Here is a 25,908-nt window from a genome sequence, read left to right as displayed (position 1 = left end):
GGTTCGGAGAGATCGCGCTGCGATCCACAACCGACGCGTTCAACGCATCGAAAATCGGGTTCTGTGCGATCACGTCCTGAATGCTCTGCGTCGCGAACAGGTTAAAGGGCTGCATCTCGCGAAGCGTCAACAGCCCGGCGACATGATCAATGTCGCCGTTTGTAACCAGAACCGAGTGAATGGGCATCTCACGCAACCCCGTGGGAAACAGAGGTTCCGTGGTGCTCAGTTGGTGTCGTATGTCCGGAGACGCGTTCAAGACGGCCCAATTCCGGCCGTCAGGAGACACAGCCAAAGATGACTGTGTTTGAGCGGGTATTTTTCCGGCTCTGGCGAGAACGCAGTTCTTACATCCACAATTCCATTGCGGCAGGCCGCCGCCAGCAGCGGCCCCAAGTATTATCGCGCGCAACGTCATCTAGTGTTGGCGCCAGGTCTGAGATCAGATCAGGCCGCCGCCGCGCTCATCATCATGATCCGGGCCGTACATGTTGATTTCCATGCCGCACTCGATCTCGCGAATAATCGGTTTACTCCAGGCCATAACGGGCTCCTCCTCTTGGAATGTCCTTGCAAGCAATCTGGCAGGTAATGGGGGTCAGAGCGAATCTTAATTTGTAAGAACAGGGTAGACTTTGGTGGGTATTCAGCCGTCATCAGGCAGCGGTGCACGACCCTGCAGACAGAAGCCCTGATTGCGTAGTGTTTTGATTTCAAAACCGAAATCATCCGCGCCAAGCTTTTTGCGCAGATATCCGATATAGACATCGACCACGTTTTCGTTACTGGACCCCTCCTGCGACCAGAGCGTGTCAAACAACTCACCCCGCGAGATGGGCGACCCCGCCTTGCTGTTGAGCAAGGCCAGCAGATCGAACTCGCGCTCTGTCAGGGCAACGGATGTGTCGCGGATGGTTATGGTCCTGTTCTGCGGCGATATCCGGGCCGGGTCGGGGTGTTGGGACTGCGCGCGATGTTCCTGCACCTGCAACCGCGCGACAAGCTCGCCAAAGCTGAACGGTTTGACAACATAATCGTCCGCTCCGGCGTCAAGCCCGGCGGCCCGGTGGTCGACATCTGACAGGGCCGACAACATCAGGATGGGGATCGAGACCCCGATCTCGCGCGCGGACCTGACCAGTTCGATCCCGCTATCCTCGCCCAGCATGACATCGACAATCGCGCCAGAGTACGCGCCGCTCTGCAATCGTTCCAACCCTTTGTCGGCGCGGTTTTCGAACTCGGCATCATAGCCGTGCAGCGACAGGCCCCGCACAAGGGCCGAGGCGATTTTGGGGTCGTCATCTATGATCAGCAGTCTGGACGCCATGCGCGTATCCTATGCCTTTGCCCGGGGTAATCGAATGCAGACATTTGTACCGGGCGCAGCACCTATTGCCTGATCTTTCGGCACCGGGCTGGTCAGGGTGATCGTCCCCTCATGGGCCTCGACAACCCAGGCCGCGAGGGCAAGACCAACGCCAAAGCCCTGCCGATTGGCGGTCCCGCCCTGAACGAACCTCTCAAAAACCCGGCCTTGCGCCGCTTGCGGGATGCCGGGGCCGTTATCCGTCAGCGAAATCTCGACCGCTGTATCGGATTGCGTGGCGTGCACGGAAATCACCCTTCCGGTGCGGGCGTGCCGGATGGCATTGCGGATCAGGTTCAACAGCACTTGCCGCATCCAGTTCGGATCGCAGTTCAGCACGCAATCCGGGGTCTCACCAGCATCCAGTTGCATGTTGGCGCTGTCGATTTCCGGTTGAATGTCCTGAATGACCGTTTGCATCAGTTCCGGCAGGGCAACGCTGTGCGGGTCCAGCGCCAGTTCGCCGCTTTCCGACCGAGCCACCCGCAACAGGTCATCGATACGCTGGTTCAGTTTCGCTGCGCTGCTTTCAATGGTTGCCAAAGCCCCTGGCGCGCTTTCAGCGTCCTGCTGGCCGATCTGGGATTCCATCATGATCACGGTCAGCGGCGTGCGCAATTCGTGGCTGATATCGGCAAAAAACCGACGGCGGTTTTCATCTATTCTGGACAGGGTCTTGTTCGCCGCGCTCAGTTCCTCGGTGCGCCGTCCAATGGTTTCGTTCAGGCGGTCCCATTCCGCCTCGATCTCGGTCTGGCGATGTTTCAAGGCGGCGGCCATCCGGTTTGTCTCACCATAAAGCTGGCCGATCTCGTCATTGCGCGTGTCCGGCAAGGCCACCGAAAACTCGGCCTTGCCAACCTGTTCGGCGGCCGCGCGCAGACGGTCCAGACGGGTGAACTGGGGGCGGATCAGGCCAAAATAGAACCAGACCGTGCTGAGAATGGCAAAACCGGCAAACCCAAACGCAATCCATGTCAGGGTCAGACGGGTTTGTTCAATACCGGCGAGGATAGCGTTGCGAAACAGAACCTCGGTGTTCACGGCCTGGCTGAGCAACGGATCGAACCCCGAGGCGAAGGAGTCGATATAGGCCCGTAGATGCGCCTGATCCGCATCGGGGTCGCCCAGACCTTCGAGCGTGTTGCCCAAAAGCGCCTCCATCCGCGCCAGGCCCAGCGACTGCGTGCCATAGCGGGATTGTTCATCCAGCCCCAGTTTCTCGACCGCAGCCACCGCATCTTCGACATCCCCGCGTAGCTGCTCAAAGGTCGCGCCAATCTGGCCCCGGATCGGCTCCAGCCTTTCAAGCCGGATGTCGGCGGGCTGGCCGGTCTGAACGGCCTCGGTCGCGATCACCAGAAACGTGGCCGCGCGGGTGGACAATGCCGCGTAGCGCGCCATGCGGGTTTCCGAGGCCAGCGCAGTGTCCAGCCGGTTGGCGACCGTTTGCATCCCCAGATACAGAACCGCCGCCGTCAACAAGATTCCCGATCCCAAAACCACGGCGCCAATCCCCAGGCGGGTTTTCAGCAACAGGCTGCGGCGGGTGGTTTTGGCCGTTTCGGTCATGACTTCCGCTTCATCAGGCCACGTGCGGGATCATATCCCCAGACAGCGATCAGGCACAGAATGGCGGTCGATGCCAGCACCCAGAGCAATGCGCCCCAGTTGATCTGCAGGTAGAGCAGAAACCGGATCAGCTCGACCACATGGGTGAACGGGTTGAGCGCGCAGATATCGCGCAACAGCGGCGAACTTTCGGCCATTTTCCAAAGCGGATAAAGCGCGGAGGACAGAAAGAACATCGGGAAGATGACAAAGTTCATCACGCCGGCAAAGTTCTCTAACTGTTTGATGAAACTGGACAGCACCAGCCCCAACGCGCCCAGCATGAGCCCGCCCAGTATGAGGCCGGGCAGGACCGCAATGTATCCGGGCAGGGGCAAGACGATACCGAAAAGCGCGGCCAGCGCCAGAAAGGTATAGACCTGCAGGATCGAGATTGCCGTTGATCCCAGCAGGCGGCAGAACAACAGCCACCAACGCGGGAAGGAACTGGTCAGCAACAGGCGCATCGACCCCATCTCGCGGTCATACACAAGGCTGAGCGAGCTTTGCATGCCGTTGAACAGCAGAACCATCGCGCACAGGCCGGGGACGATATAGGTCTCGTAGGTGATGTAGGTCTGATAGGGGGGGATTATCGAAAGCCCCAGCGCGGCGCGAAAGCCTGCGGCAAAGATCAGCAACCACACCATGGGCCGGACCAGTGCAGCCAGAAAGCGTTCGCGCTGATGGATGAAACGCAGAAACTCACGCCCGATTATCGCACGCGCGACACCCCAGAACCCGCTCATGCCGGAACCTCGGTCTGCGACAGGAACCAGTCGGACAAGGTCGCTTGTCCGCGCAGGTCGCCCGTTTGCCCTGCGGCCAGAATGCGGCCGCGATGCAAGACCAGCAATTGGTCGTCGTCGCGCACCTCATCCGTCAGGTGGGTTGCCCACAGAACGCATAGGCCTTGCGCCGCCAGATCGTGAACCTGATCGGTAATGGAGTGCCTGGCCGCTGCGTCCAGGCCGACCGTTGGTTCATCCAGCAACAAGACGCTGGGATCATGCAGCAGGGCACGGGCCAGTTCCATCCGGCGGCGATGGCCGCCATTCAGCGCCCGGACCTTTTCATCCGCGCGCTCTCGCATGTTCAGACGGTCCAGCGCGGCGTCGATGCGTGCGGGCACCTCGGTCCGGGGCAGCCCGTGCAGCGCAGCGAAATAGCTCATGTTCTGACGCACCGTCAGGCTGAGGTCGAGGGTCGGCTGCTGAAACACAACACCCAGCCGGGCCAAAGCCTTGCGGGGTGCCCGGCGCAGGTTGTGGCCCGCCACGCTGATCTCGCCCTCGGGGGCGACCAGCAGGCGGGTCAACAGCGACACCAGCGTCGATTTTCCGGCACCGTTCGGGCCCAGAAGCGCGCAGAAGGTACCGGGCATCACATCGAACGATACGGCATCCAGCGCGGTCTTTGCGCCGTAGTGAAAGCTCAGATCGCGGACGGCGAGGCCGGGGCTGGCCCCCTCTGGCGACGTTGCATGCGGCATCTAACCCTCGGTCCTGACTTTGTAATCTGAACAGCAGCTTGCATGTTCGGCGCGGTTTTCTCAACTGCACATGCGGATGCCGGACCACGACTTAAGTATGCGAAGGCTCACGAACTTGTTATGAAGGGGCAAAGCGGCGTCAGGGCTAACATCTCTGACGTATCAGACAGAAAGGCCCGCCATGACCCTGACCCGGCGCGATGCGATGCAGGTAAGCCTGTGGGCTTTGCTGTGCCTTGCGGCACCGGTTCGGGCGCAGCAGATGGTCGCTGTGCCAGCTTCTGCAACGCTGGAGGACCTTGTCGCAGCCTTTGCACCCGACGGGCCGATTGAAGACACTGGCGTGGTCCTGACCTTGCCCGCTGTCGCCGAAGACGGCTATCGCGTTTCCGTTTCCATCGACGCGCCCGGCGCGCAGGATGTTCTGCTGGTTGCGCCCGGCAACCCGGTTCTGCCAGTGCTCAAGGCCACGTTCGGGCCGATGGCGGGGTCCCAGACGATTTCAACCCGGATGCGTCTGGCCCAGACACAGGACGTGCTGGCCCTTGCGCGTATGCCGGACGGCGATGTGCACCGGGGCCAGCAACCGGTCTCGGTCGTCGTCGGCGGTTGCGCCTGAGCGCGGGAGGGGACAATGGCGTCAGGTGTCAAAACCCGCATAAAACTGCCCAAGGAAGTCCGGGCGGGCGAGGTGATTACGATCAAGACACTGATCACCCACCGCATGGAATCGGGCCAGCGTGTTGACCCGGATGGCAACCCCATTCCGCGTTCGATCATCCACCGGTTCCTGTGCACCTTCGAAGGTGAAACCGTCATCGACCTTGAGATCGGGCCCGGCATTTCGACAAACCCGTTCTTCGAGTTTCAGGCCCTCGTTCCCGGTCCGGGTGTGTTTACCTTCGCGTGGTATGATGACGATGGCGCAATCTACACCGACAACCGCGCAATTACGGTGGTTTAGGAATGCCGACGAAAGTGTCGGTTCTGATAAAGGCCTGAATTTGCAAGCGTTGGGTGTTGCTGGGGTTTTGGGATGGAGATGAAATACCTCAACCTGCTCGTGTACGGGTCTGCTCTGTATTTGCCCGGTCCTGCTGCGATGGCCGAGGGCACAGTCGCGGCGACGCAGGCCGATCTGGAACTGGGCGCGTATCTGTCGGCGGAATGCGTGACCTGTCATCAAAACACCGGGCAGACCGATGGAATTCCCAAGATTTCGGGGATGAACCCCAACGACTTCGTGGCGGCCATGCTGGCCTACAAACAAGACGAACGCGAACATCCCATCATGCAGATGATGGCCGGGCGACTGAACAACGACGAAATAGCGGCGCTGGCCGCCTATTTTGGCACGATTGACTGACAACGCAGAGCGGGAGGGAGACCAATGACATTGGATCGGCGTAAATTTCTGGGCACTGGTGTCGCCGCCACGGGCGTTTTGTCAGCCCCTGCCGTGCTGTCAGAGGGCAGCGGAAAGCCCCGCGTGCTTGTGATCGGCGGCGGGGCCGGTGGTGCAACTGCGGCGCGCTACATCGCCAAAGACAGCGACGGGGCGATTTCGGTGACGTTGATCGAGCCTTCGAAAGTCTATTTCAGCTGTTTCTTTTCCAACCTCTATATCGGCGGCCTGAACTCGATCGACGATATCGGCCACACCTACGGGGCGCTTGCTGCCAATTACGGGATCAACGTGATCCATGACTGGGCCGTCGGTGTGGATCGCGACAGTAAAACAGTGGCGCTGGCCGGAGGCGCGGTTCTTCCCTACGACAAGCTGATCATCGCCCCCGGCATTGATTTTGTTGAAGGCGCAGTAGAGGGATGGGACGTTTCTGCGCAAAACAGGATGCCGCATGCCTACAAAGCGGGATCGCAGTCCGAGCTTTTGCGCGCGCAGATTGAAAACATGCCCGAGGGCGGTGTTTACGCAATGGTCGCGCCGCCCAACCCCTACCGCTGCCCGCCCGGACCGTATGAGCGTATTTCGATGGTGGCCCATGTGCTGAAAACCACCAACCCGACCGCCAAGATCGTCATTGCGGACCCAAAGCCGAAATTTTCGAAAATGGCGTTGTTCGAAGAGGGCTGGGCCACGCACTACCCCGGCATGATCGACTGGATCGGAGAAGATTTCGGTGGCGGCAATGTCTCGGTCGATCCGGACCAGATGACGCTGACGATTGATGGCGAAGACATGGCCGTGGACGTCTGCAACGTCATTCCCGCGATGAAAGCGGGGCATATCGCCGAACTCGCAGGCGTGACCGAGGGCCGGTGGGCCCCGGTGAACGCGGCTGATATGTCATCAAAGCTTGATCCGGATGTTTACGTTCTGGGCGATGCCAGCCAACAGGGCGACATGCCGAAATCCGGGTTTTCCGCGAACTCACAGGCGAAGGTGTGTGCCAATGCGATCCGCGGGGCCTTGACCGGCTCGCGGGTGTTCCCGCCCCGCTACGCCAACACGTGCTGGTCACTGATCGCAGTTAATGACGGGGTCAAGGTTGGGGCGACCTATGAAGCGACCGAAGAGAAAATAGCACGCGTTGATGGCTTCATCAGTCAAACCGGAGAATCTGCCGAAACACGTCAGATAACTTACGAGGAATCGGTTAACTGGTATGCCGCGATCTCGGAAGACATGTTTCACTAGCTGACTTTGTCATAGAATTGCGACCCCTTTCGATCCTGTAGGGGCGCAATCGCAGGGTGGGGGCCTAACCGAAGCGGCCCCCTTTCTGAATGACTTCGATCTTGTAGCCGTCGGGATCGGTGGCAAAGAAGAACCGGGCGACTAGCGCTCCTCCGGGGGCGAAGTCGACGAGGTTGCCGACGTTATGTCCCTTTGATTTCATCGCCGCGTGCTGCGCGTCTGCATCTTCGACAACAAACGCCAGATGCGCGTAGCCGTCGCCCATGTCATAAGGCTCGGTCCGGTCCTTGTTCTGGGTCAGTTCAAGCTCGAACCCGCTATGCGGGTTCGACAGGTAAGTCAGGCGGAAGCTTTCAAAATCCAGCTGATCCGCGACGTCCAGGTCAAACGCATCCCGGTACCAGACGATGGATCGTTCAACATCTAGAACCCGGATGCAGGAATGGACCATTTTTGTCATCTGGGAAGTCCTCGTGCTCAGCGGCCGATGCGGTCTTTTACATCGGATGCGAAATCCTCGTACCGCCGAAGCGATTTCACATCCACCTGCACGTGATGGCCCATCTTCTGCATGATCGGCAGATCAAACAGGATCTGGTCCAGCGCATCGGGGGACTCGACATCGACAATTGCCAGCACTTTGCGTTCGCCGACCACTTTCCACAGGTCCTTCACGACCCCGGCGGATTTTGCGCCCAAGGCGGCGTCGGCCTCTTCGGCCCAGACGCCAAACAGGCCTTGCTGCTGCATGGCGGAATCGTATTCCACCGTGAAATCCAAACGATACAGCATGGCTTACCTCCCGCTGACAACCGGGCCAAGCGCCGGAAAGCGCACGATGCGATAGGTCCCGACCGAGGCATCCTCGCCCCCATTCAGAACGGGTGAGCGGTGCAGTTCGTTGACCGTGGCGTACACGTAGCCGTCCACTCCCATCGAGAACCCGTCGGGCCATGGCAGGTCGGCATCGGATTGAAACAAGACCTCATAGGTGCCATCGGGGCGGGTCACGCCAATGGCATTGTCGGTCATCGCGGTGATGTAGACATTCCCATCGGCATCCACGGTCGACCCATCCGAGATGACCTTGTCGCCGTAGCGCTCGACCTTGGCGGCCAAGGCGTCATCGCTCAGGCTTTCATCTAGCAGATCCGTCGTTCGAACCCGGTACATGGACCCCGAGGTCATCGGCGCGAAATAGACCCAGGTATTGGTGGGATCGATAGTAATCGGGTTGATGCCGATCTTCGCCGGGTTGCCGCCCAGTTTGATTTCACGCCCGTCAATGATCATCGGGGTGTCTTCGGGCACAGTGAAAGCGCTGCCTTCAAGCACGCGCCGCGCGCGACCGGTGGCCATGTCGATGACAATGATGGCCGAATTCATCCCGTCGCCGGTATCCGATATGTAGATGGCACCGTGTTCCCGATCAATCGCGAGATCATTGAGGAACGAGGACGGGCGCGCCACGGGCTGCCCTACATAGTAAATCGCGTGCAGGTCTTCCGTATTGGTGTTCCAGCCCACAACGCGCCCGGTCTGACCTTCGCCCTGACCGTCCAGCATCCAAAGGATACCATCGCGATCCGCCCGCAGGCCCAGAACGCCCCGCAGGCCGTCTCCGTCATCTTCGGGGGCGCGGGCCCAGGTTTCCGTCGGATAGGGCTTGGTGCTGCCGTCGGGCATCACCTCGACCACGCGCAGCTCGGGGCCGTAGAAGCCATGGACAGACATGAACATGCGACCGTCCGGTCCAATCGCCAGATTGCCCGGTGGCACGTCCTTGGGAAACTCAAGATAGGTTTCCAGGGCACCGGCTGCGACCGGGCTGGCCAGAACGGCGATCGTGCTGACGGCACACAGAATTTCTCGCATGACTTTCCTCCATTGCTTTGGCTCTGGAGTAGATCAATCGAATACGTTAGATGAATACGCTAAATATAGAAACCAGCGTTTGAAAATTTCGAATGTACTCGATCGACGATCTCAGGACCTTTGTTGCCATTGCCGATGCAAACGGCGTCACCGCCGGGGCGCGGCGTGTCGGCATTTCCCCTGCCACGGCAAGCCACCGTCTGAACAAGCTTGAGTCGGCGCTGAAACTGACCTTGTTTCATCGCAACAGCCGCATGTTCAGATTGACCGATGAGGGGCGCATTTTCTTTGAACGGACCGAGGAAATTCTGGCCGATCTCGCGCAGGCGGAACGCGATGCCGGCAGCCGGTCGGCGGAGCTGACAGGTCATATCCGGGTTACGATGTCGCCCTGGATTCTGTCACGTTTTGTCTTGCCTGCGCTGCCCGCATTCCAGCGCCAGCACCCCAAGCTGAGTTTTGATTTTCTTGCGGTCGACCGGTTTGTTTCCCTGTCCGCCGAGGGGCAGGATTGCGCGATCCGCGTCGGCAACCTGTCGGACAGCGCGCTTGTCGCCCGCAAGCTGAGCGATAATGAGCGCATTATCTGCGCCGCGCCGGAACTGCTGGCGCGGCAGGGGGTGCCGGTCGATGTGCAAACGACGCTGGATTATCCCTGGGTCTGTTTGCCATGGCAGACGCGGATTGCCTTTGCGGATGCGAAGGGCAAGCGCAAGGATGCAAATGTCCGGTCCAGCGTGCTTGTGTCAAACTCCGACACGCTGACCGACGCTGTGGTGCAGGGTCTGGGCCTTGCCATCAAATCGCGGCTGGCGGTCAAAGAGGAACTGGATACCGGACGGCTGGTAGAGGTGTCCCCCGGATCGCTTTGGGCACCGGACGCCCCGATCTGGTTCGTCTACCCGCCCGAGGCACGCGCTGCGGCCAAGACAAAAGCGTTTGGCGAATTCGTTTCCGATACCTTTGGATAACGCAGCCGCTAGGCGGTTGCGGCCCTAGCGCAGGCCGAGTTTGGACAGCAGCCGATCGCGTTTCATCAGCCACCACCCGGCCTCGACCGGCCAATTGGCGTGATCGGTATCCTGCCCCAGTTGTGCGGCGGCATGCAGCGGCCAGTTGGGATCATCCAGCAGCTCGCGCGCAAGGGCGATCATGTCCGCGTCCCCTTTTTCGATCACCGCGTTGCAAACCTTTGCGTCCCAAAGGAAACCCACCGCCATGGTGGCAATCTCGGCCTGCGCCCGGACCTGCGCGGCGAAGGGCACCTGAAACCCCTGCGCGATAGTCATTCGTTGCGGCCTGTCCTTGCCCCCGATCCCGCCCGAACTGCAATCGATCAAATCCACACCCGCCGCTTTCAGCGCTTTTGCGATCTGCACCGTATCGTCGACGGTCAGCCCGGTATCGAGCCAATCGGTCGCCGACAGCCGAAAGGCCAGCGGCAAGTCTTCGGGCCAGTTTCGGCGAATTTCCTGCGCGACCTCAACGGCAAACCGCATCCGGTTTTCGGCGCTGCCACCCCACGCATCCTGCCGTTTGTTGGTGACGGGCGACAGAAACTGGTGCAGCAAAAAGCCGTGGGCGGCATAGACCTCGATCATCCTGAATCCGGCCAGATGGGCCCGTCGGGCGGCGGTGCCAAAGGCGGTGATGACGGTTTCGATATCGGCTTCCGTCATCTCGCGCGGGGTCGGCCACCCTTCGGCATAAGGCAGGGCCGAGGGTGCGATGGCTGGCCACGCGTCTTCGTTGCGTTCATGCGCGTCTTCCCCGTCCAGCGGCGTTTCCCCGTGCCACGGCCGCCGCTCGGACGCTTTGCGCCCCGCATGGCTCAGCTGGATACCCGGCACCGCCCCTTCGCGGGTGATGAACTGGGTGACACGTTTCAGCGGTTCGATCTGGCTGTCGTCCCACAGGCCCAGATCACCGGGCGTGCGGCGACCGTCGCGGGTGACCGCCGTGGCCTCGGCATAGACCAGCGCCGCGCCGCCCATGGCAAACCGTCCCTGATGCACAAGATGCCAATCATTGGCATGGCCGTCCCGCGCGCGGTACTGGCTCATCGGTGAGACGGCGATGCGGTTCTTGAACGTCACATCGCGAAGGCGAAAGCTGCTGAATAGAGCGGGCATCCTTGTCCTTCAAATCTGTTTCATACACATGCGTCGCAGGCTCCACCGGAGCGCTGCGGGCTGACTAACCCTCTGCCAGATCAGTCAAAGTCTGAGTTTGCCCATAGGTCCTGTCGCGCAGCATGACGTTGGACACCGATAGCAGGTGCGAGTGCATGACTTCGGCCGCGGCCTGACTGTCGCGCGAGGCGATGCTGCTGAATAATTGCTCGTGCTGCTCGCCCAAACGCACCAGGGTCGCGGGCGAATATTGCGTTTCCCGCTGGCGGGTCCATTCCGATTGCTTGCGCACGGCGCGGATTGAATCGTAGACCGTCAGGAACAGCGGGTTATGGGCCAGTTCGGCGATCTTGTAGTGAAACACATCATCAGCGACCCCATAGGCCTGCGTATCGGCGGCATCCAGCGTGCCCCGCATAAGCTGTTCCAGCGTCCGCAATTCCTTGGCCGAGGCGCGCTGCGCCGCCAAAGCCGCCAATGCGGGCTCGATCTCAAGCCGCACCTCCATCACGTCGCGGGGCATCACCTTGGCGGCAACGGCGCGGAACGGGCTGGCCCCAACGGCGGGCGGAGGTGACACGAACGTGCCTTGTCCATGCCTGCGAAAGACGGTGCCGTCTTCTTCCAACTGATCCAGAATGCGGCGCATGCGGGCGCGGGTCACGGCCAGCGCCTCGGCCAGGGCGCGTTCGGGCAGCAGCTTGCCGTTCTTCAGGAAATCGCCGGTGTCGATTCCCGCCCGCAGGGCTGCGGTCAGTTCGGTATCAGTTGGACAATGTCCCAAAGTCAGAACGCTCCGATCAGGTCATAAAACATGCGCAAGGACGTAAGCATCAGGAACGCGCCAAAAGCAAGACGTAAGGCCCGCTGCGAGATTGTGTGCGCAATGCGAACCCCCACATGGGCAAAGCTGGTGGTCAGCGGAATGATCAGCGCTGCCGCGATCAGGTTGACATAGCCGATGGAAAAGGGCGGCAAACCGGTTTGCCCCAGCCCCGTCGCCGCATAGATCAGCGCCCCCGGCAGACCGATCACGAAGCCGATGGCGGCCGAGGTGCCCACAGCGCGGCGGATATCGTAGCCCAGAAAGTTCAGAACCGGCACACAGACCGTGCCGCCGCCAATCCCCATCATCGCCGAAATCGCCCCGGCAAACACACCCGTCGCAGCCCAGACCCGCGGCGAGAAACTGCGCGGCGGGCCATCATGGCCGGGTTTGCGAAAGATCATGTCCAGCGACACCACCGCCGCGACCGAGGCAAAGACCGCGACCAGAATGTAACCGCTGACCAACCCGCCCAGCAGCCCGCCGATGATCACGCCCACCAGAATGGCCGGGGCCCAGCGTTTCAGCAGCGCCATGTCCAGCGCGCCGCGCTTGTAGTGCCCCCAGCTTGAGGACAGCGCGGTGAACACGATGGTGGCCAGCGACGTTCCCACCGCCACCTGCATGGTCAGCGCCGGTTCGCTGCCGGTCAGCGACAGGGCGAAATACAATGCCGGGACGATGACGATCCCCCCGCCAACCCCCAGCAGACCGGCCAGAATGCCGCCGAATATACCGGCGGCACCGGCGATGGCGATCAGTGTCGCAAGGGTGGAAAGGTCAATCCCGCCCATACATCACGCAGGGTCGCTGGCCAGCGACCGGCTGGCCCGCCCTTCGGCTTGACGTTTGGCATCCGCGCGCGCGATTGCCTCTTCCAACGCCCCCCGGTCGGGATTGCCCGAGAAGTTCTGTTCGCTGGGCATCGCCTCGGCAAAGTGCAAATACCGCTCTCCGGCCACGTCATAGAGCCTGCGCAGTTCCGCCAGCGGGTCGGCATGATCGTCGCTGCGCATGTCCAGCCAGGCATGGGACTGACCGCGATGAATGACCAGACCAGCGGCCTGTTTGCCGCGTTTGTCGCCACCCGCGCGCTCGCCCGCCTCCATCGCCGCCATCAGACGTTCGGGGAAGGGCAGCGCGGTTTCAGTGGCGTAGGTCTCGAACGTGGCGTTCACCACCTCCGGCCCGGTCAGCATGTTGCCCGCGACCGAATGCGTGGGCCCGATCCGGTGCCCGGCCCAATCGACACAATCCGCCCCGGTATAGGCGGCGAAATTGCCCTGCGCGTCCATCAGATGCGCCTGCCGCGCGTCCCGGCCCGTATCGCGGGCGACCAGATCGTCCAGAACGGCCTGCGCGGCCTCGCCCGCTTCCAACCGCCTGAGCCCTTCGGTCCCCCAAACCGGGTTCGAAAACGCCTGCGAGGCAATCGCACTGCGCGCGCCGACGCAGGGCACCCGCGCGCCGCAGGCGAAGAAGCGGCTGGCCACGATCAGACCGATGGCACCGGTCTCGGGGTCTTTTGCGATCAGGGAATATGTCATGTCACCGCCCTACTGCATAAGCCTGCATCAGCCGCGGCGTGGCCGCCGCGCGCAGGGTTCCATCCGGTTCCCGCAGGGCCGCCGTCAGGCGGCCAACGGTCCATGGCTCGGCCACGGTGATCTTGTGACCGCGCGCGCGCAGGTCCTCGATCACCGTCTCGCCAAAGCTCTCTTCGATCATCATCTCGCCGGGGGCGGCGGCGCGGGGATAGAACGAGCCCTGAAAATGCATCGAATGGAACAGCGGCGCGTCCATACATTCCTGCAGACCCAGCCCGAAATGGACAAAGCGCAGGAACCAGATCAACTGCCACTGATCCTGCTGATCGCCACCGGGCGTGCCGAAAACCAGCTGCACCCCGTCCTTTTCCGCCAAACTGGGCGTCAGCGTGGTGCGCGGCCTGCGCCCTGGTGCCAGCGAGGTCGGCAGGCCCGGCTCCAGCCAGAACATCTGCGCCCGGCTATTGAGCGGAAAGCCCAGCCCCGGAATGACCGGCGAGCTTTGCAGCCACCCGCCCGAGGGCGTCGCCGCCACCATGTTGCCCCAGCGGTCGATCACGTCCAGATGCACGGTGTCGCCGCGTTTCTCGGTCAGGTGCGACATGGTCGGCTCGCCTGCGCTGGCCCCGGTTCTGGCCGAGAAATCGCGGACCGCACGGGCGATATAGGCATCCGCCAGACGCTCATAGCCCGGCACCCGCCCGGGGCGCTGGTCCTGCGAGGCATCGGGGGTGATCAGCGCGCGGCGTTGGGCGGCGTAGGCGTCGCTCAGCAGGTACTGCATGGGGATATCGCTATGCGCCGGATCTCCGTAATAGGCTTCGCGGTCGGCATAGGCGAGCTTCATCGCCTCGATCACCGTATGCACAAACTCGGCCCCGTTCGGGTCCATCGCGCCCAGATCGACCTCTTTCAGGATCGCCAGCGCCTGCAACAGCACGGGCCCCTGGCTCCAGGCGTGGGTCTTGTGCACGGTCCAGCCGTGATAGTCGTAGGTCAGCGTGTCCTCATAGGTGGCCTGCCAATCGGCCATGTCTTCGCGGGTCATCACCCCGGCGTTGCGCTGGCCCGAGACATCCATGACCTTTGCATCGGCCAGATAGTCGAAAATCCGGTCGGCAACGAAACCCTGCCGCCACGCGCGGCGAGCGGCTTCGATCTGGTCCAAGCGATCCTCATACGCGGCCTCGGCATCCGCCACGAGGCGCTCATAGGTTGCTGCCAAAGCGGGATTGGCGAAATTGCTGTTGGGCGCGGGCGCAGTGCCGTCCGGCATCCATGTTTCGGCGGATGTGGGCCATTCGTCTTCGAAGAAATCGGACAGACCGGCAATCGTGTGCGCCACGCGGGGCAGCACGGGATGGCCGTCACGGGCATAGGCAATCGCGGGTTCCATCACATCGCGCAGCGGCAACGAGCCGTGATCGCGCAGCATCAGCATCCAGCCGTCGAAGGCGCCGGGGATGACCGTCGCCAACAGGCCGGATCCGGGGATCAGGTTCAGACCCAGCCCGGTGTAATGGTCAATCGTGGCGGCGGCGGGCGCGGGACCTTGGGCGCACAGAACTTCGGTTTTGCCGGTTTTGGCCGAGTGGAAAATCGCGGGCATATCCCCTGCGGGCCCGTTCAGGTGCGGCTCGACCACCTGCAGGGTCATTGCGGTGGCCACGGCGGCGTCAAAAGCGTTGCCGCCCTTTTCCAGTATGCCGAACCCCACGGCCGAGGCGATCCAGTGGGTCGAGGTAACGACGCCGAACGTGCCGCGTATCTCGGGGCGGGTGGTGAAATCTGTCATGTCTTACGTCTCCGAAATCAATGTTCGCGCGGGTCCAGCGCATCGCGCAGCCCGTCGCCCAGAAGGTTGAAGCCCAGCACCACAAGGAAAATCGCGATGCCCGGCCACATGGCCATCCATGGGGCCTGGCTGAGGAAGTTCTTGGCGGTGTTCAGCATCGAGCCCCAACTGGGCGCGGGCGGCTGCTGGCCAAGGCCAAGGAAGGACAGCGACGCCTCGGCGATGATGGCGGTCGCTATGGTCAGCGTGGCCTGTACCAGCACCGGCGGCAGCACGTTGGGAAAGATGTAGCGGCTGAGGATTTTCGAGGTCGGCAAACCGATGGCCCGGGCCGAGGTCACGTAATCTTCGGCCCGCACCGACAGCACTTGTCCCCGTGTCAGGCGGATGAAGATGGGGGTTGCCGACAGGCCAATGGCAATCATCGCATTGGTCAGGGACGGCCCCAGAAACGCCGCCAGCGCAATGGCAAGGATCAGGAAGGGCGCGGCCAGCAGCGCCTCGGTACAGCGTGAGATGATGGCGTCGATCCAGCCGCCGAAATAGCCCGCGACGATGCCCAGCGGAACGCCAAGCAACACAGCGATCCCGACCGAGACCACCCCCGCCAGCAGCGATGCCTGCGCGCCCCAGATCATCCGCGACAGCACATCCCGCCCGATCTCATCGGTGCCAAACGGATGCGCCGCCGTGGGCGGTTTTCGCACTGCGCCCCAATCGGTGGCCGCCGGATCGGGCACGGGCAGGATCGGGGCCAGAAGGGCGATCAGTACGAAGAACGTGACCAGCACGCCCCCCAGCATGGCGCTTTTATGGGTGCGAAATTTCTTCCACACCCGGCTTTCCGGGCGGCGCGACAGGATCGGATCAGCCAGGGCCATGTCAGGAGGTCCTCAGACGGGGGTTCAGCAGCACATAGGCCACATCGGCCAGCAGGTTCATCACGATGAAGCCCACGGCAGTCACCAGCACGATGCCCTGCACCACCGCGTAATCGCGATTGAACACCGCATCGACGACCATCTTGCCAAAGCCGGGGATGGTGAAGATCTGCTCGGTCAGAACCGCGCCCGCGATCAACTCGCCAAACAGCAGCGCCGCGAGCGTCACAATCGGCGTCAGCGCATTGCGGAAAGCGTGCTTCAGGACCACGCGGCGTTCATGCAGACCCTTGGCACGAGCGGTGCGCACATAGTCTGATTTCAGCACACCCAGCATCGCCGAACGTGTATGCCGCATCAGTGTCGCGGCCAGCGCGGTGCCCAGTACAAAGGCGGGCATCAGCATGGTGGTGATGGATTTCACCGGGTCCTCGGACAGGGGCACGTATCCCGAGGCGGGCAACAGGTCGAGCTTTACCGACACCAGCAGGATCAGCATGATCCCCAGCCAGAAATTCGGAATCGACAGCCCGGACAGCGCCACGATGTTGGCCACATAGTCCGTGACAGTCCCTTTCTTTACCGCCGACAAAATGCCAGCCGGTATCCCGATTACCAGCGCGAAGAGGATTGCCATAACCGCCAACTGAATCGTCACCGGCAGCTTTTCCGCAATCAGTTCCGTCACCGGCTGATTGGTGCGCAGTGAAATCCCCAGATCGCCCTGCAGCGCGTTGCCGACCCATGTCAGATATTGCACCGGAATGGGTTCGTTCAGCCGGTATTTCTCGCGTAGGAATTCCAGCACTTCGGGGTCGCGCTCCTCACCCGCCATGGCAAGGACCGGATCGCCGGGCAACAGCTTTTGCAGGCTGAACACGAAGATCGAGATCAGCAGGATCGTCGGGATCGCAATCAGGATACGTCGCAGGATGAAGGATAGCATAGGCTCTGGGCTTTCGGGCAGAACGACCCGCCTGACCGGAGGTTCAGGCGGGTCGCAGGTGGCTTATTTCTCCAGCGTCACGCCTTCCAGACGGATCATCCCGTCCGGGTAGGGTGTGAAGCCTTTGAGGCCATCATCCAGCGCCCAGATCCATGTCTGGTGATACAGGTACACGATGGGCATATCCTCGGCCAGAATGTCCCGCGCGCTGTCATAATCCGCCTTTCGCACGTCAAAATCGGTCGAGGCGCGGGCGTTGTTCAGCATCTCGTCCACTTTCGGGTCGGAATAATGGCTGTCATTGATGCCGCCGCCAGTGGTCATGAACTGGTGGATATTGCCATCCGGGTCCACGCGGCCCGACCATCCGATCTGGCTGGCCTGATAGTCACCGGCGCTTTGATCAGCCAGCAGTGTGGCGAATTCCTTGGACGTGATCTCGATATTGATCCCGGCCTCGGCTGCCATGGCCTGAACCACCTGCATCAGCTGCAGCGGAACGGTGGTGTTGGGCACCTGAACCTCCAGATCGATCCCGTCGGGGAAGCCAGCCTCGGCCAGCAGGGCCTTGGCCTTCTCCACATCACGCGCAGGCACCGGGTGATCGGCGTCATACCACGGAGACGTTGGCGGGAAGGGCTGGTTGCCCGGTGCGAATGCGCCCTCGAACACCACCTGGTTGATCGCGTCGCGGTCCAGCGCGTAGCTGAGCGCCTGACGCAGGCGTTTGTCATTGCCCCAGGGGTTGTCGCCCTTTTCGCCGTTGTTCACGTTGATGGTAATGCCCTGATATCCCAGAGAAACCGCGCTTTCGACGTTGATATCGCCGTCGCCTTCAGCCTGAGTCAGATCGGTCGCGGCCAGACGTTCGAGCATGTCGATGTCGCCCGATTGCAGGTTCGCCAGACGCACGGTTGTATCGGGGATCGGCAGGAAGGTGACGCTGTCGAAGTGGATCTCACCCGCATTCCAGTAATCCGGGAAGCGCTCTAACGCGATCCGGTCCTGCGCCACACGTTCCTTGAACTTGAACGGGCCGGAACAGACCGGGTTCAAGCCGAAATCCGCGCCTGCCGCCTTGGCGGCAGTGGGCGAGACCATCATGCCGGAGCGGTCCGCGAACTGCGCCAGCAAGGTCGCGTCGGGCGCGGCCATGTTGAACCGAACGGTGTAGTCATCGACCACATCGACTCCGGTGACCGACTTCAGCTCGGACTTGCGGCGCGATTCCTCAAGGTTTTGCGAGCGGTCGATATTATCGGCCACGGCCTGCGCGTTGAAGGGCGTGCCGTCATGGAACACCACGCCTTCGCGCAAGGACATGGTCAGCGCCTTGCCGTCCTCGCTCCATTCCCAGCCGGTGGCCAGTTGCGGGATCAGTTCCAGATCGGGAGTGATGTCGACCAGCTTGTCGCAGAGCGAGGCGTAGACGATGCGCCCCACGAAGGTACGCGACTGGTCCGGGTCCAGCACATCCGCATCCGATTGCAGGGCGATGCGCAGGTCAGCGGCTTGAGCGCTCAGCGCGGTGGCTCCGAGTAGTCCGGCCAGCAGACCGGTTTTGAAGACCTTCATGATGTTTCCTCTCTGTGTTTGGCAGAAGTCTGGGGCGTTTGGACAGCCGCGCGATACAGCGCGAACCGCTCTTCTGCTCCGGCGCTGCGGCGTCGGGGCGGGGCCGGTTTTCCGGCCTCTGGTATGGTTTTCCAGTGATGACAGGCGACTTGATGATCCGGGCTGGCGTCACTCAGAACCGGGGCTTGGGTGCGGCAATCACCCTTTGCAAAGGGACAGCGGGTGTGAAACCGGCACCCTGCGGGCGGCGCGAACGGGCTGGGCGTTTCCCCGGTCAGCGCCATGTGATCGCGTTCCCGGCCAGGTTCGGGTTCCGGGATCGCCGACAACAAAGCGTGCGTGTAGGGATGACGCGGCTGTTCGAAGACCTGATCGGCGGGGCCGGTTTCGACCACCTGACCCAGATACCTCACGGGATTCCGGTCGCTCATATGCCGGATCACGGCCAGATCATGGGCGATGATCACCAGCGTCAGGTCCAGATCCTGTTTCAGATCGTTCAGCAGATTGACCACCTGCGCCTGCACCGACACATCCAGCGCCGAGACGGGCTCGTCCCCGATCAGCAGGCGCGGCCCCGAGGCCAGCGCGCGGGCGATGCCGATCCGCTGGCGCTGCCCGCCCGAGAATTCATGCGGATAACGGTTGGCGTGGTCTGGCAACAGCCCGACCTGCGCCAAAAGCGCGGCCACCTTCTGACGGCGCGCAGCCTCGTCCAGTTCCGGCGCGTGTACCTCAAGCGGTTCACCAACCAGCTTGCCCACGGTCATACGTGGATTGAGCGAGGAAAACGGGTCCTGAAACACGAATTGCATCTGCTGGCGCAGCGGGGCCATATCGCGGCGGGCGAGGTCCTGAACCTCTTGCCCGTCAAACAGGACCTGACCCGAGGTCGGCCGATCCAGCCGCATCAGCAGCCGCGCAAGGGTCGACTTGCCGCAACCGGATTCGCCAACGATGGCAAAGGTTTCACCGGTGCGCACAGACAGCGAAACGCCATCAACCGCGCGCACCACCGTCTTGCGTTCAAAAAGCCCGGTGCCCAGCGTGAAATGACGTGTGAGGTTCCGCGCCTCAAGGATTATATCGCGCATCGGACCCCCTTGAGCTGCTCCAGCGGGGCATAGTGGCAGGCGACCGCATGCCCCTGCCCCATCTCGGACAGGGTCGGGCGTTCGGCGCAGTCATCGGTGGCAAAGGGGCAGCGCGTGCGAAACCGGCACCCTTTTGGCATATCGGCCAGTGACGGCACCGTTCCCGGCACGGTGATCAGCCGATCTCGCGCCCCGGTCATCCGCGGGACCGAGCTCATCAGGCCAATGGTATAGGGGTGCTGCGGATCGTCGAACACCGCGTCCACCGGACCGCTTTCAACGATCTGCCCGCCATACATCACCGCCACATTCGTCGCGATTTCCGCCACGACGCCCAGATCATGGGTGATGAACAAAGCCCCCATCCCGGTTTCCGCCTGAAGCGTGCGGATCAGATCGAGGATCTGGGCCTGAATGGTCACATCCAGCGCCGTTGTCGGCTCATCCGCGATCAAAAGCGACGGGTTGTTGATCAGCGCCATCGCGATCATCACGCGCTGCCGCATACCGCCCGACAGTTGGTGCGGATACTCGGCCAAACGCTGCTCCGGCGCGGGGATGCCCACCCGGCGCAGCATGGTCAGCGCGTTTTCCTCGGCCTCGGCCCGGCTGCAATTGCGGTGATGCAGAACGGCCTCGGTGATCTGGTCCCCGATCCGGAACGCTGGGTTGAGAGAGGTCATCGGCTCCTGAAAGATCATCGCCATCCGGTCGCCGCGCGTTGCGGCCTCAAGCTGGTCTGAACGCAGGTCATAGGCCCGGCCCTCGAACTCCAACCGGCCCGAGGGGATGTCGATGATGTCGCGCGGCAGCAGCCCCATCAGTGCCATGGCGGTCACCGACTTGCCGCACCCGGATTCGCCCACGATGCACAGGGTTTCGCCAGCGGACACCGTCAGGTCCAGCCCGTCCACTGCCGGGGCGGGCTGACCGCGAAACAACAGGCTGAAACCCGATAACTTCAGGATCGCACCTTGCGAGTCGGACGTGGCACTGGGGCTTTGGTCAGGCACGGATCGTAACCTTTATCTACAACCAATACGCAATTGGTTGCATCTTTGGAAACGGCTTGTCAACGCATGGCCACAGCTTTTTTGGTGTCACAACCCTATATCGGCTGCGCGTGCCTAAGCTTTGGGCACAGGTTATGCGGCGGGTTATGGGGCGCAATTCGGCATTTGCATGGTCACACTAAGATTGACGTTTCGGCCCGATCTCTTGGATTGAGTGGGAAGACGCACTTGCGATTGCAGAGGCAGGTGAAATCTCACGATCAGGGCGGCCATTTACGCGTTTCCGTCGCCTGCGTCTTCAAAGCACGTTGTACGCTACCGGGATTGATCCGGCGAATTCGCTGACTGAAAGTTCCGGCGATATTCCGACGGCGTCACTTTCCTCGCCCGCAGGAATGCGCGCCGCATGCGATCTTCGTTGCCGAACCCACAAAGACAGGCGATGCGCTTCACACTTCTGCGGGTCGTTTCCAAAAGGTCCTGCGCCCTTTCTATCCGCATCGCGGCAACCGCCTTGGCAGGCGTGGTTCCCATCACTTCGGAATAAACACGGTAGAAGTTGCGAGCGCTCATTCCAGCCTTTGAGGCCAGCACTTCAACGGATAGCTCCGCAGCCAGGTTATCCAAAATCCACGCGTGCAGCGCCTCGAAACGTCCCGTGCCATCACTTACCTGTCTCCCCAGCGCTGGACTGTATTGGGACTGGCCACCCGAACGAACCATCTGCGCAACCATCGAGCGGGCCACGCTCAGGGCGGATGTTCGCCCCAGATCTTCGGACACGATCGCCAACGCCATATCGATGCCAGCCGTGATCCCGGCGGATGTCCACACGCGGCCATCCTTTATGAAGATTGGATCAAGTTCGACATGCACGTCAGGAAACTCATCTGCAAGCATCTTGCAGTCGTCCCAATGTGTTACAGCACGTTTTCCGTTCAGCAACCCGGTCGCCGCCAGCACCAGTGCACCGGAACAGACCGAACTTATCCGTTGCGCCCTGTCGGCAAGCGCTTTTACCCCTGAGACGAGCTTGGCGTCGCGCATACCGGGAATGGCCCCGTCGCCACCGACGACCACCAATGTGTGCACGGATCGGTTCGCCAAGCTGGAAATGGGGTCGCTGGGAATGGAGACCACGGTGTTCGTCTCGATCAAGCCGCCATCGACGGACAGGACGACACACTCGTATCCATTGTGTTTTGTCGCAGAATTCAGGGCGTGAGAGAATACCTGTAGCGGGCCGACAAGGTCCAACAGAACGATGTCGGGGTACACAACAAAGACGACCAGCCTGGGTTCGCTTTTCGCGGGACTCGATTTGGCGGTTTTTGCAGCCATGTTGGCATTTCTGCCAAAAGAAAACCGAGTAGTCTACAAGCACATTCTACGGAGGCGTCGATATGCTGATCTTGAAACCGAATTGCGAATGCTGCGACACGGACCTGCCGCCCGCATCACCGAAGGCGCGTATTTGCTCTTTTGAGTGCACGTTCTGTGTTGACTGTGCCGAGAAGCGATTTGCCAGCACCTGCCCGAATTGCGGTGGCAATTTTGTACCACGGCCAGTGCGCCCGGCGGGTAAACTGGCCCGGTTTCCGGGTTCTGCAAAGCGTTTCACCAAAGCACATGCTGCGTGTGCAGACCTGCACGCCTAACGCGAGGGGGTATCCATGACAGAGCTGAATCACATCCTGAACTGGCGGCGCATCAACGCTTCGATCACCACATCAGGGCAGCCGAATGAGGCGCAGATGGCCGAGCTTAAATCCCTCGGGGTGACGCATGTTGTGAATCTGGGCATTCATCATCAGGGCAAAGGCGCGCTGGCTGACGAACCTGCCACGGTCGCTGACCTGAGCATGGAATACATCTATATCCCGGTCGATTTCCGAAACCCGACGGATGCCCATTATCAGGCGTTCAAGGATGCGCTGGCTGAATATCCGGGCGCAAAAATCCACGTCCACTGCATCTATAATGCGCGGGTCAGTGCTTTCTTTTATCGGTATGCTAAGGACGGGCATGGCATGTCGATTTCGGATGCTTTCGAGAATATGGAAAGTATCTGGCGCCCGGGTTCAGATTGGGCCACCTTTATCGGCAGCGAAGACGCGCGGGGTCAGCCCAATCGGTACGCCGGTGAGGATTATTGACTGCGTATACTGGAACCTGCCTTGGCGCGACGCGGTCGTTTCCTGAAAGCAATCAACTGCGTGTAGCGGACTTGACCGGCAAAATCGACCGGCGGATGGGAAGCCAAAACCCTTGTGACACCCGCCCAAAAGACCGAGTGTCGTCCCATACCCATTTGAACACAGGATCGAAAACGATGCTCTGTAGGATTGGCGAAGTTGAGGTTTGGCGGATTCTTGAAATTCATGCCCCGTTCATGACGCCGGAAGAATTGTTTCCCGATGCGGGGCCGGATGTCCGAGCGGTCATCGAAGATCTGGTTCCCGGCAGCATCGATGCCAGATCCGGGCGGCTGATCCTGCCCATACAGGGGTTCTTACTTAAAACGCCGTCGCACAATATTCTGGTGGATAGCTGTGTCGGCAATGACAAGAACAACCCGGATTACTCGGATTGGCATCAACGGTCAGACGGGCGGTTCATGGCCGCGTTAAAAGCCGCAGGAGTCAGCACGCCTGAGATCGACTATGTGCTTTGCACACATCTTCATGTGGACCACATTGGCTGGAACACGCAGATGGAAGATGGCCGTTGGGTGCCAACCTTTCCGAACGCGCGTTACCTTATGCCCAAAGATGACGAAGAAACACAGCGTTTGCGGCGCAGCAACACCTATGTCGAAAGCGTTTTGCCGGTTGTCGAGGCCGGTCAGGTGGAACTGGTGGAAGCCGGGCACCAGTTGGGGGATCATGTGACATTGTTCCCGACGCCGGGACATACGCCGGGACATGTTTCAATCCTTGTGAAAAGCCGGGGGCATGAGGCAGTCATCACCGGCGATGCGCTGCACATCTCTGCTCAGTGTCAGTATCCCGACTGGCATTTCAAATTCGATGCAGATGCAGATCGGGCGGTTACATCCCGGCGGTTATTGCTCGAACATTGCTCCGAAACCAGTTGCATGGTTTTGGGATCGCACTTTGCCTTGCCCTCTTTGGGCTATGTGAATGCAGAAGGTAACCGGTTTCGTTGGAAAGAATGAACCCGCCTTCTTGATCAGATCGCACCCCATTCCAGCCCGAACTTGCCCAGGTATTTTCTCAACCGGTCCGCGTCGTTCTGGGTCTTGCGCTTACTGCGCGACACAGCGAACAAGGCGCGTCCTGCGGCGCTCAGGCTTGAGGACGTTCGGCAGACCCGGATCACCTCGGCCAGTTGCACAAGGTCAAACGGATCAACCTCGGACGCTCCGTCGCCCATCACCTCTGCGACCAGCCGGAAGTCATCATTGGACTGGGCGGATTTCCAGTCCATTCGAAGTGCCTCAATTTCAGAGGCCACCATCGCCCGGGTGATGCGGCCCCGAGGCGCAAGCGTGCACAACCTGCGGATTGATCCCGAAAAGTCGCGGAAGTTTCCCGGCCACTGGGTAGCCGGGTCTTTGGCAAAGTCCAGATATTGGGCGCGCGCATCAGTGTTGAAACCAACATGAGTGCCCAAATCCCGCTCGCAGCGATCCAGCTCATACAGAAGATTTGCCTCGATATCCTGGATGCGGTTGCGCAGCGCAGGCAAGGTGAAACTCCACGTGTTCAGCCGGGCCAGAAGATCGGGGCGAAACTGCCCCGACGCCGTCAAGCTGCGCAAATCGCGGTTGGCTCCGGCAATCAGATGAAACCGGCTTGAGATTTCGTGGTCAGCCCCCAGCGGGTAGAACCGCCCGGTTTCGATCGCGTGCAGCAGTACCGACTGCATGTTGGGGTTCAACTCGTCCACGTCATCCAGAAACAGAACACCGCCATCCGCTTCGCGCAACAACCCGCTGCGCTCGGTCCCTGCCGCCCCAAGGTAGGAACGACGCTGACCAAACAGGGTCGCCATAGCGTTCGGTCCGTTCAATGTCGCGCAGTTCACATGGACCAGACGACCTTTTACGCGCCGTCGATCCAGTTTGAGGCTATGAATTCGCTCGGCCAGTTCGGTTTTGCCGGTGCCTGTTTCACCCAAAAGCAGGATGGGTTCGTCGGAATTGCTGGCGACCAATTCAATCCGGTCGATCAAGGCATTATAGGCCGGATTGCGCGTTTCGATCCCGCCCTTCAGTTGATCGCTGTATTCGCGCGAAAGCTGGTCGAACCGCTGCTGCAGCGCGTTGTAGCGGCTCAGGTCCAGATCAATGATGTCGAATTTCGGTGTTTTTTCATCAGGGCCCGGTGGCCCCGTCTGGATCAGCCGCGCAGGGACATGGCGGCTTTCGGTCAGCAGGAACCAGCAGATCTGCGCCACATGCGTGCCTGTGGTCAGGTGAACATGGTATTGCTCGCGCTCTTCGTCGAACCCATAGGCACGGGCAAAGTCGAACAGCTTGCCATAGACTTCCTGAAAATCCCAGGGGTCAGCCAGGTCCATGCGGTGGAGCAGCACCTCGGTTTCGGGTGACAGCTCTTCGATCTCACGTTTGACCTGATGGGCAAGGCGATTGAACTTGTGGTCGTGCAGCAGTTCCAGCCGATCGACATTGAAATCGTCGTGGATGGTCAGACTGGGCGTCGGCTTCCAGCGCCGTTTCTTGCCCATATCCAACTGCGTGCCGAGGAATCCGATGACGACGTTTTGCATGATGTATCAATATTTATAAAAGACGATTAATTTGTATCGTACTGTCAGGGGCCAACTTCATCAACATGGATTATTTTCATTTATAATCCGCCGGTTAGAGCATTTTCAGATTTTCCTCTGATCCCCGCACCCGCCATGGCAAAACATCCTCACAAACAAACGAGGACAAGGAAATGGCGAACAAATCCGTGTTTGCATCGATCAAAGGCCGGTTGCTGCCGAAGGCAACTGCAAAGAACGCCCATGGCGCACCGGCCTACGCTTATTCCGATGCCCATGCTCTGGCTCAGGTAGCCGTGACCGGCTCTTTCGGGGACAGCTTCTATCAGTCGCCGCAC

29 protein-coding genes are annotated in these 25,908 nt (G+C 61.0%); 8 read left to right on the top strand and 21 right to left on the bottom strand.

The features are described from left to right. From ACR0NJ_RS20365 to ACR0NJ_RS20340, 6 genes are all read right to left on the bottom strand, one after another. Window positions 1–418: MBL fold metallo-hydrolase (locus ACR0NJ_RS20365; protein WP_480818919.1), on the bottom strand; the 418-nt coding region annotated here is incomplete at its 3' end. 24 nt (window positions 419–442) lie between these two features. After that, window positions 443–544: a pyrroloquinoline quinone precursor peptide PqqA gene (pqqA, locus tag ACR0NJ_RS20360; RefSeq protein ID WP_480473037.1), complete on the bottom strand. Its 102-nt coding sequence runs from the start codon at window positions 542–544 to the stop codon at window positions 443–445. A gap of 102 nt (window positions 545–646) precedes the next feature. Continuing rightward, a complete protein-coding gene (locus tag ACR0NJ_RS20355) occupies window positions 647–1,330 on the bottom strand; it encodes a response regulator transcription factor (protein ID WP_480818918.1) in 684 nt (227 codons plus the stop codon). Between the two features lie 9 nt (window positions 1,331–1,339). Further along, a complete protein-coding gene (locus ACR0NJ_RS20350) occupies window positions 1,340–2,941 on the bottom strand; it encodes a sensor histidine kinase (RefSeq protein ID WP_480818917.1) in 1,602 nt (533 codons plus the stop codon). Further along, entirely contained in the window at window positions 2,938–3,729 is a 792-nt protein-coding gene (locus ACR0NJ_RS20345; RefSeq protein WP_480818916.1) for an ABC transporter permease, read from the bottom strand. Before ACR0NJ_RS20345 ends, ACR0NJ_RS20350 begins: the two co-directional genes overlap by 4 nt. Beyond that, the gene (locus ACR0NJ_RS20340; RefSeq protein ID WP_480818915.1) at window positions 3,726–4,472 is read right to left on the bottom strand and encodes an ABC transporter ATP-binding protein; all 747 of its coding nucleotides are present in this window, start codon (window positions 4,470–4,472) and stop codon (window positions 3,726–3,728) included. The genes ACR0NJ_RS20345 and ACR0NJ_RS20340 overlap by 4 nt, the downstream gene beginning before the upstream one ends. A gap of 181 nt (window positions 4,473–4,653) precedes the next feature. On the opposite strand from ACR0NJ_RS20340, the gene ACR0NJ_RS20335 reads away from it, so the two are divergent. The 4 genes from ACR0NJ_RS20335 (at window position 4,654) to ACR0NJ_RS20320 (ending at window position 7,131) form a co-directional block, all read left to right on the top strand. Next, window positions 4,654–5,091 (top strand): thiosulfate oxidation carrier protein SoxY, encoded by a 438-nt coding sequence (locus tag ACR0NJ_RS20335; protein ID WP_480818914.1) that lies wholly within the window; start codon window positions 4,654–4,656, stop codon window positions 5,089–5,091. A 15-nt stretch (window positions 5,092–5,106) separates the two neighbouring features. Beyond that, complete coding sequence (gene soxZ / locus ACR0NJ_RS20330; protein WP_480617101.1) at window positions 5,107–5,436, top strand: thiosulfate oxidation carrier complex protein SoxZ; 330 nt, start codon at window positions 5,107–5,109, stop codon at window positions 5,434–5,436. Window positions 5,437–5,514: 78 nt separating this feature from the next. Beyond that, window positions 5,515–5,838 (top strand): c-type cytochrome, encoded by a 324-nt coding sequence (locus ACR0NJ_RS20325; protein WP_480818913.1) that lies wholly within the window; start codon window positions 5,515–5,517, stop codon window positions 5,836–5,838. Between the two features lie 24 nt (window positions 5,839–5,862). After that, window positions 5,863–7,131 carry an FCSD flavin-binding domain-containing protein gene (locus ACR0NJ_RS20320; RefSeq protein WP_480818912.1) on the top strand — a complete coding sequence of 423 codons (1,269 nt, stop codon included), beginning with the start codon at window positions 5,863–5,865 and terminating at the stop codon, window positions 7,129–7,131. A gap of 64 nt (window positions 7,132–7,195) precedes the next feature. Here the strand turns inward: ACR0NJ_RS20320 and ACR0NJ_RS20315 are convergent, their stop codons facing one another. Genes ACR0NJ_RS20315 through ACR0NJ_RS20305 form a run of 3 tightly spaced genes read right to left on the bottom strand, consistent with a single transcriptional unit; the run spans window position 7,196 to window position 9,006 of the window. Next, window positions 7,196–7,591 carry a VOC family protein gene (locus tag ACR0NJ_RS20315; protein ID WP_480818911.1) on the bottom strand — a complete coding sequence of 132 codons (396 nt, stop codon included), beginning with the start codon at window positions 7,589–7,591 and terminating at the stop codon, window positions 7,196–7,198. A 17-nt stretch (window positions 7,592–7,608) separates the two neighbouring features. Further along, window positions 7,609–7,923 carry a muconolactone Delta-isomerase gene (locus ACR0NJ_RS20310; RefSeq protein WP_480818910.1) on the bottom strand — a complete coding sequence of 105 codons (315 nt, stop codon included), beginning with the start codon at window positions 7,921–7,923 and terminating at the stop codon, window positions 7,609–7,611. A 3-nt stretch (window positions 7,924–7,926) separates the two neighbouring features. Continuing rightward, the gene (locus ACR0NJ_RS20305) at window positions 7,927–9,006 is read right to left on the bottom strand and encodes an L-dopachrome tautomerase-related protein (RefSeq protein ID WP_480818909.1); all 1,080 of its coding nucleotides are present in this window, start codon (window positions 9,004–9,006) and stop codon (window positions 7,927–7,929) included. 92 nt (window positions 9,007–9,098) lie between these two features. On the opposite strand from ACR0NJ_RS20305, the gene ACR0NJ_RS20300 reads away from it, so the two are divergent. After that, entirely contained in the window at window positions 9,099–9,977 is an 879-nt protein-coding gene (locus ACR0NJ_RS20300) for a LysR family transcriptional regulator (protein ID WP_480818908.1), read from the top strand. Between the two features lie 24 nt (window positions 9,978–10,001). Here ACR0NJ_RS20300 and ACR0NJ_RS20295 read toward each other — a convergent pair whose 3' ends face one another. The 11 genes from ACR0NJ_RS20295 to ACR0NJ_RS20245 all read right to left on the bottom strand — a co-directional run bounded on the left by ACR0NJ_RS20295 (window position 10,002) and on the right by ACR0NJ_RS20245 (window position 22,156). Beyond that, window positions 10,002–11,138 (bottom strand): NADH:flavin oxidoreductase/NADH oxidase, encoded by a 1,137-nt coding sequence (locus ACR0NJ_RS20295; RefSeq protein WP_480818907.1) that lies wholly within the window; start codon window positions 11,136–11,138, stop codon window positions 10,002–10,004. A gap of 64 nt (window positions 11,139–11,202) precedes the next feature. Next, the gene (locus tag ACR0NJ_RS20290; RefSeq protein WP_480818906.1) at window positions 11,203–11,922 is read right to left on the bottom strand and encodes a FadR/GntR family transcriptional regulator; all 720 of its coding nucleotides are present in this window, start codon (window positions 11,920–11,922) and stop codon (window positions 11,203–11,205) included. Window positions 11,923–11,924: 2 nt separating this feature from the next. Further along, the gene (locus tag ACR0NJ_RS20285) at window positions 11,925–12,758 is read right to left on the bottom strand and encodes a sulfite exporter TauE/SafE family protein (protein WP_480818905.1); all 834 of its coding nucleotides are present in this window, start codon (window positions 12,756–12,758) and stop codon (window positions 11,925–11,927) included. Between the two features lie 3 nt (window positions 12,759–12,761). Next, entirely contained in the window at window positions 12,762–13,511 is a 750-nt protein-coding gene (locus tag ACR0NJ_RS20280) for a DUF1028 domain-containing protein (RefSeq protein WP_480818904.1), read from the bottom strand. Between the two features lies 1 nt (window position 13,512). Next, window positions 13,513–15,306, bottom strand: a complete 1,794-nt coding sequence (locus ACR0NJ_RS20275; protein ID WP_480818903.1) for a gamma-glutamyltransferase family protein — start codon at window positions 15,304–15,306, stop codon at window positions 13,513–13,515. A 17-nt stretch (window positions 15,307–15,323) separates the two neighbouring features. Further along, window positions 15,324–16,187, bottom strand: a complete 864-nt coding sequence (locus tag ACR0NJ_RS20270; RefSeq protein ID WP_480818902.1) for an ABC transporter permease — start codon at window positions 16,185–16,187, stop codon at window positions 15,324–15,326. 1 nt (window position 16,188) lies between these two features. After that, a complete protein-coding gene (locus tag ACR0NJ_RS20265; protein ID WP_480818901.1) occupies window positions 16,189–17,133 on the bottom strand; it encodes an ABC transporter permease in 945 nt (314 codons plus the stop codon). Between the two features lie 63 nt (window positions 17,134–17,196). After that, window positions 17,197–18,708, bottom strand: a complete 1,512-nt coding sequence (locus ACR0NJ_RS20260) for an ABC transporter substrate-binding protein (protein ID WP_480818900.1) — start codon at window positions 18,706–18,708, stop codon at window positions 17,197–17,199. Beyond that, the gene (locus ACR0NJ_RS20255) at window positions 18,705–19,802 is read right to left on the bottom strand and encodes an ABC transporter ATP-binding protein (RefSeq protein WP_480818899.1); all 1,098 of its coding nucleotides are present in this window, start codon (window positions 19,800–19,802) and stop codon (window positions 18,705–18,707) included. The genes ACR0NJ_RS20260 and ACR0NJ_RS20255 overlap by 4 nt, the downstream gene beginning before the upstream one ends. Continuing rightward, window positions 19,790–20,815 (bottom strand): ABC transporter ATP-binding protein, encoded by a 1,026-nt coding sequence (locus tag ACR0NJ_RS20250; protein WP_480818898.1) that lies wholly within the window; start codon window positions 20,813–20,815, stop codon window positions 19,790–19,792. Before ACR0NJ_RS20250 ends, ACR0NJ_RS20255 begins: the two co-directional genes overlap by 13 nt. A gap of 315 nt (window positions 20,816–21,130) precedes the next feature. Continuing rightward, a complete protein-coding gene (locus ACR0NJ_RS20245) occupies window positions 21,131–22,156 on the bottom strand; it encodes a GlxA family transcriptional regulator (protein WP_480818897.1) in 1,026 nt (341 codons plus the stop codon). Between the two features lie 62 nt (window positions 22,157–22,218). Here ACR0NJ_RS20245 and ACR0NJ_RS20240 point away from each other — a divergent pair, with 62 nt between their 5' ends. The 3 genes from ACR0NJ_RS20240 to ACR0NJ_RS20230 all read left to right on the top strand — a co-directional run bounded on the left by ACR0NJ_RS20240 (window position 22,219) and on the right by ACR0NJ_RS20230 (window position 23,993). Further along, window positions 22,219–22,473, top strand: a complete 255-nt coding sequence (locus ACR0NJ_RS20240; RefSeq protein ID WP_480818896.1) for a DUF1272 domain-containing protein — start codon at window positions 22,219–22,221, stop codon at window positions 22,471–22,473. Window positions 22,474–22,488: 15 nt separating this feature from the next. After that, window positions 22,489–22,971 carry a protein tyrosine phosphatase family protein gene (locus tag ACR0NJ_RS20235; protein ID WP_480818895.1) on the top strand — a complete coding sequence of 161 codons (483 nt, stop codon included), beginning with the start codon at window positions 22,489–22,491 and terminating at the stop codon, window positions 22,969–22,971. Window positions 22,972–23,147: 176 nt separating this feature from the next. Then, window positions 23,148–23,993 (top strand): MBL fold metallo-hydrolase, encoded by an 846-nt coding sequence (locus ACR0NJ_RS20230; RefSeq protein WP_480818894.1) that lies wholly within the window; start codon window positions 23,148–23,150, stop codon window positions 23,991–23,993. Between the two features lie 14 nt (window positions 23,994–24,007). Here the strand turns inward: ACR0NJ_RS20230 and rtcR are convergent, their stop codons facing one another. Continuing rightward, entirely contained in the window at window positions 24,008–25,570 is a 1,563-nt protein-coding gene (rtcR, locus tag ACR0NJ_RS20225) for an RNA repair transcriptional activator RtcR (RefSeq protein ID WP_480818893.1), read from the bottom strand. Between the last annotated feature and the right edge of the window lie 338 nt (window positions 25,571–25,908).

This window comes from Ruegeria sp. F11, assembly GCF_056533855.1.
The sequence above is the reverse complement of the archived record's forward strand: the minus strand, read 5'-3'. Positions and strand labels throughout refer to the sequence as shown.

Bases quoted from the DNA above. Each gene is read 5' to 3' on its own strand.
- pqqA (WP_480473037.1), bottom strand. From the start codon at position 544: ATGGCCTGGAGTAAACCGATTATTCGCGAGATCGAGTGCGGCATGGAA.
- ACR0NJ_RS20355 (WP_480818918.1), bottom strand. From the start codon at position 1,330: ATGGCGTCCAGACTGCTGATCATAGATGACGACCCCAAAATCGCCTCG.
- ACR0NJ_RS20350 (WP_480818917.1), bottom strand. From the start codon at position 2,941: ATGACCGAAACGGCCAAAACCACCCGCCGCAGCCTGTTGCTGAAAACC.
- ACR0NJ_RS20345 (WP_480818916.1), bottom strand. From the start codon at position 3,729: ATGAGCGGGTTCTGGGGTGTCGCGCGTGCGATAATCGGGCGTGAGTTT.
- ACR0NJ_RS20340 (WP_480818915.1), bottom strand. From the start codon at position 4,472: ATGCCGCATGCAACGTCGCCAGAGGGGGCCAGCCCCGGCCTCGCCGTC.
- ACR0NJ_RS20335 (WP_480818914.1), top strand. From the start codon at position 4,654: ATGACCCTGACCCGGCGCGATGCGATGCAGGTAAGCCTGTGGGCTTTG.
- soxZ (WP_480617101.1), top strand. From the start codon at position 5,107: ATGGCGTCAGGTGTCAAAACCCGCATAAAACTGCCCAAGGAAGTCCGG.
- ACR0NJ_RS20325 (WP_480818913.1), top strand. From the start codon at position 5,515: ATGAAATACCTCAACCTGCTCGTGTACGGGTCTGCTCTGTATTTGCCC.
- ACR0NJ_RS20320 (WP_480818912.1), top strand. From the start codon at position 5,863: ATGACATTGGATCGGCGTAAATTTCTGGGCACTGGTGTCGCCGCCACG.
- ACR0NJ_RS20315 (WP_480818911.1), bottom strand. From the start codon at position 7,591: ATGACAAAAATGGTCCATTCCTGCATCCGGGTTCTAGATGTTGAACGA.
- ACR0NJ_RS20310 (WP_480818910.1), bottom strand. From the start codon at position 7,923: ATGCTGTATCGTTTGGATTTCACGGTGGAATACGATTCCGCCATGCAG.
- ACR0NJ_RS20305 (WP_480818909.1), bottom strand. From the start codon at position 9,006: ATGCGAGAAATTCTGTGTGCCGTCAGCACGATCGCCGTTCTGGCCAGC.
- ACR0NJ_RS20300 (WP_480818908.1), top strand. From the start codon at position 9,099: ATGTACTCGATCGACGATCTCAGGACCTTTGTTGCCATTGCCGATGCA.
- ACR0NJ_RS20295 (WP_480818907.1), bottom strand. From the start codon at position 11,138: ATGCCCGCTCTATTCAGCAGCTTTCGCCTTCGCGATGTGACGTTCAAG.
- ACR0NJ_RS20285 (WP_480818905.1), bottom strand. From the start codon at position 12,758: ATGGGCGGGATTGACCTTTCCACCCTTGCGACACTGATCGCCATCGCC.
- ACR0NJ_RS20280 (WP_480818904.1), bottom strand. From the start codon at position 13,511: ATGACATATTCCCTGATCGCAAAAGACCCCGAGACCGGTGCCATCGGT.
- ACR0NJ_RS20275 (WP_480818903.1), bottom strand. From the start codon at position 15,306: ATGACAGATTTCACCACCCGCCCCGAGATACGCGGCACGTTCGGCGTC.
- ACR0NJ_RS20270 (WP_480818902.1), bottom strand. From the start codon at position 16,187: ATGGCCCTGGCTGATCCGATCCTGTCGCGCCGCCCGGAAAGCCGGGTG.
- ACR0NJ_RS20265 (WP_480818901.1), bottom strand. From the start codon at position 17,133: ATGCTATCCTTCATCCTGCGACGTATCCTGATTGCGATCCCGACGATC.
- ACR0NJ_RS20260 (WP_480818900.1), bottom strand. From the start codon at position 18,708: ATGAAGGTCTTCAAAACCGGTCTGCTGGCCGGACTACTCGGAGCCACC.
- ACR0NJ_RS20255 (WP_480818899.1), bottom strand. From the start codon at position 19,802: ATGCGCGATATAATCCTTGAGGCGCGGAACCTCACACGTCATTTCACG.
- ACR0NJ_RS20245 (WP_480818897.1), bottom strand. From the start codon at position 22,156: ATGGCTGCAAAAACCGCCAAATCGAGTCCCGCGAAAAGCGAACCCAGG.
- ACR0NJ_RS20240 (WP_480818896.1), top strand. From the start codon at position 22,219: ATGCTGATCTTGAAACCGAATTGCGAATGCTGCGACACGGACCTGCCG.
- ACR0NJ_RS20235 (WP_480818895.1), top strand. From the start codon at position 22,489: ATGACAGAGCTGAATCACATCCTGAACTGGCGGCGCATCAACGCTTCG.
- ACR0NJ_RS20230 (WP_480818894.1), top strand. From the start codon at position 23,148: ATGCTCTGTAGGATTGGCGAAGTTGAGGTTTGGCGGATTCTTGAAATT.
- rtcR (WP_480818893.1), bottom strand. From the start codon at position 25,570: ATGCAAAACGTCGTCATCGGATTCCTCGGCACGCAGTTGGATATGGGC.